The sequence below is a fragment of the Mesorhizobium sp. M2A.F.Ca.ET.039.01.1.1 genome, from assembly GCF_003998035.1.
Lineage (GTDB): Bacteria > Pseudomonadota > Alphaproteobacteria > Rhizobiales > Rhizobiaceae > Mesorhizobium.
The window spans coordinates 1-456 of sequence record NZ_RZRY01001520.1; the positions used below are offsets into that span (position 1 = coordinate 1).

A 456-nucleotide genomic window follows, 5' to 3' on the forward strand; every position below is an offset into this window, starting at 1 on the left:
GGGTCATCATGCCTGCTAAGGGTCCGCGCGCCGCCAAGCCAGCCTCAAAATGGCTCACCATCGTCGGCATCGGCGAGGACGGTGTAGCGGGTCTCGGCGACGAGGCCAAGCAGTGCATCGCGCAGGCCGATTTCGTCTTCGGCGGCAAGCGGCATCTTGGTCTCGTTGCATCCCTGATTAAGGGGAAAGCGACACCTTGGTCGACGCCCTTCGATGCCGAAATGCACGAGGTGCTGGCGCTCGCGGGCAAGGACGTCTGCGTGCTCGCGTCCGGCGACCCATTCTTTCACGGCGTCGGCGTCACCCTGGCGCGCAAGGTGGAGCCGGATGAGATGCTCGTTCTGCCGGCGCCGTCGTCTCTATCGCTGGCCGCCTCCCGTCTCGGCTGGGCCTTGCAGGACATCGAGACCATCTCGCTGCACGGCCATTCGATCGACCTGATCCGCCCCCTGCTCC

General features: G+C 65.6%; 1 protein-coding gene. It reads left to right on the top strand.

Features of this window, described 5'->3' with window-relative positions:
- Window positions 1–8 precede the first annotated feature (8 nt).
- Window positions 9–456: precorrin-6y C5,15-methyltransferase (decarboxylating) subunit CbiE (gene cbiE, locus EOA24_RS40730; protein ID WP_127410959.1), on the top strand; the 448-nt coding region annotated here is incomplete at its 3' end.